This window comes from Mesorhizobium sp. M1399 (genome assembly GCF_040317735.1).
GTDB lineage: Bacteria > Pseudomonadota > Alphaproteobacteria > Rhizobiales > Rhizobiaceae > Mesorhizobium.
Genome location: NZ_JAMYKZ010000058.1, coordinates 1 through 3,191 on the forward strand (window position 1 = coordinate 1; position 3,191 = coordinate 3,191).

The window sequence follows — 3,191 nt, forward strand, 5'->3', positions numbered from 1 at the left end:
CCTTCGAACCGGCGAGACCACGTAAAAATACTTATCTCCTGCCATTGCCCCGTCCCTCCTTTGCTTGGGCTCGGCTCGTCATTTCCGAGCAATCCCCGTTTGCTTACAGCTGCAAAGATGACGGGCCGCTGCTCAGACCACGGTCATAACGTCTACAATCACACCAGACCGCTCGGTTGCATGGTAGTTCAACGCAAGCTACTCAACATTTTCTTCAAATAAGTTTGCAGTATCTTTACACCGAGGAGCTCCTGACAGCGGTATAATATAGAGGTCAGGTACGGATAAAGAACTGATGCCGATTACGCTCGGACCCGCAGCCCCAGCATGCAAGAACGGAACTAACAACCCATGGCAAGAAGAGCATTGATCCCGGTTGACGGCACAAGAGGTAATGGTCTGCCATACATAAAAGAGGCCTCCGCCTCCATTCAATTTTCCTATCGGCTGATTCGGCCCGTTACGACTATTTGCAACGGAAAAGCTTGAGGCTATCCGCGTCGATACAAACAACCTCGACGCGCTGAATCTACGAATTTTCTCGGCTTCGTTCGACGTATAACATCACTGGCATCACGAGCGGCAAGGAGTCTTTTTGCGACAGCTGGCAAGCTCTGCCGACATTTGGATCTACCGGGACCGCGCTACGAAGCCATCGAACAACGTTGCGACAAATTCACCCAACGTCAGCTTCTCGCAAGGGCCGGCATTCCAATACTGGCTTAAAGATTTGCAGCGAATGCGACGGAAGTAGAAGCTTTGCGGCGGAGATCGACCTCCCAGTGATTTGTCAGCCGGCCGTAGGCAGCGGCAGCAGCGGTGTCCGATTGTACGGCAATGGCGATGAAATACCCGAACACACGACCTATCTGCTGGCGGGCAGAGCATATGGCAGTCCCCGCCGAGGATACTGGTCGAAGAATTCGCACAAGGCCCCGTTTATTGGGCCGACGTAGTGGGAGATCTGATCATTGGAATTTGCCCCGCAGCAACTCATGCAAGAACGCGCTCAAAGTGTTTGAGCATGTCTGGGCTTCTTGTCACCTCGAGAACATAACCCTTTGTCAACGGGATCGGCCGGCGACTGAAAATCGACCCATTTGCTGATTTCGCGCGAAATTCAACGCTAAAGGCCGAATTGGCGAGGCCGGTGCCTATTTGCTGATAATTTTGGACAGATGACCGACGCTTGTCCGGTCACGGGGCATCGAAAGGAGAGAAACAATGAGCAATCTGGTTACCGCGCAAATTCAGGAGAAGGATCGGAATTACGTAATGAGCTTCGGCCCTCTTCTGAAAATCGACCTTCGGAAAATCACCCACAATGCAACAATTGTTCGGGAAGCTTTGCGACATAACGATCATTCCATGATGGTCGTAGTCAAAAGCTGCTGCGGTGACCCCAACATAGTTCGGGCGATTGCCGCCGCCGGCATCTCGCAGTTTGGGGATTCCCGGATGAGCAACCTCGAGCGTCTGAGAGAGGCAAACATAGAAGGGGTATTCTGGCTTCTTCGGTCGCCAGCGCCGGACCAGCGCGAGCGAATGGTGGAATTGTGCAATGGCAGTTTGCAATCCGATCTGGATACGATCCGCCAGGTCGAACAATTACGGCCACCTGCTCCGCATCGTGTAATCCTCATGCTTGACCTCGGTACCGGGCGCGAAGGCTTTCAGCCCAATGAGCTTCTGCGCGCCTGCGATGAAGTCGAGAGGATGGCGCATGTTGAGCTTTACGGACTGGGTATTTATTTTATGCATGCAAGCGACCCGGCCTTCGTGGAGACCACCCTGAGGCGCTTTGGAGAGATATGCAATGAGGTAGAAAGTGCGCTTGGACGTGTTTTGAAGGCTAAGTCGTTCGCCACGTCGCTTGTGTACGATCACATTCTTAAGTCCGGATTTGTTCCGTCAGGTCTCAATCATCTTCGATTGGGAACAATGCCAATCATCGGACGTCTAACCAGCGTCGACGACATGCCGACTCTGCCCGGACTCGCGACGGATACCGCCGTGCTTGAGGTCAAGGTGATCCAAACCAAGATTCTAAGTGATCGACGCGTCGCTCTGCTTGAAATAGGGAATCTTGATACGGATATTCGCCTACTGCGCCCGATTCAAAACGACCTATGTGTGATAGATTGCAGTAGCGATCACACCCTTGTTGAGCAAACGCCGGACGCGACTTTACTTAAAGTCGGTGATGCAGTTGAGTTTACAATGTATTACCGCAGTTTTACGCGCCTTATGAGTTCACCATATGTAACTAAATGCTATAGCGTCTGATCCGGATGAGTCCGGCACTTTGCCTCGCGGCGGGCGGCCGCGACAGAAGGTTGGCTACGCAAGCACACAGTGTGTGGAATTTTGATGCATTCGACTTGCAGTCCCTTTGGATAGCCTGCCCGCGTCTAGCGGATGGAAGCGGATAATTGACGGAAGAAGTCAAACTGCGACCGATTAATGGAGTTTTGCACATGGCAACTGTTTGACTGTTGGCGAGCGTATCGTCGATACTTCTATTGCACATAAGATAGATTCCGTGTTTTGCGTGCCTAGCGGAAGCTACCTTGGTCTCCTTTATGACGCACTGTATGGGCGGAGCGATGTCGACAACGTCGTTTGGCGTCATGAAAGTGGTGCAGGTTTGGAGTGAACCCCGCGGGCTGGACCATGAGGACCTGAAAAACTGATACGCTCGATGGGTGCGGATTCCGACGTGAAGCCGGCCACCATTCCAATCAAAGACCGGCCGGTTTTCGGCACTGAAGATTACCTCCTGGGTCACTACTATCGCGCCACCGACCAAAATGACCAACCTCTCGGACGCGGAACTCGTCACCCTCATCGAGGACATCCAGAACGAATCGCCCTGCTAGGCTATCGACGGGTAACCCACGAGCTCTGCCGCCGCGGGCATCTGGTCAACCATAAGCGCGTAGCCCGTGTGATGAGAGCGGCAGGCTTGGGAATCAAGCCGCGGAGGCGCTATGTGCGCACGACCGACAGCAGTCACGATTCCCCGATCTATCCGAACCTCTATCGTAATGTGATCCCGGATCGCCCCGACATGGTCTGGGTTGCCGATTTCACATACATCCGAATTGCTACCGGCTTCTGCTATCTGGCCGTCATTCTTGATGCTTGCAGCCGCAAGGTCGTCGGCTACGCCTTGTCCCGACGGCTAGACA

2 protein-coding genes are annotated in these 3,191 nt (G+C 53.4%); both read left to right on the forward strand.

Going from position 1 to position 3,191, the window contains the following annotated elements:
• The first annotated feature begins 1,224 nt into the window (after positions 1 to 1,224).
• Positions 1,225 to 2,286, forward strand: a complete 1,062-nt coding sequence (locus NKH05_RS32755; RefSeq protein WP_353027080.1) for an alanine racemase — start codon at positions 1,225 to 1,227, stop codon at positions 2,284 to 2,286.
• Between the two features lie 415 nt (positions 2,287 to 2,701).
• Positions 2,702 to 3,191, forward strand: a 490-nt coding sequence (locus NKH05_RS32765; RefSeq protein WP_353027084.1) for an IS3 family transposase, incomplete at its 3' end; no start/stop codon positions are given.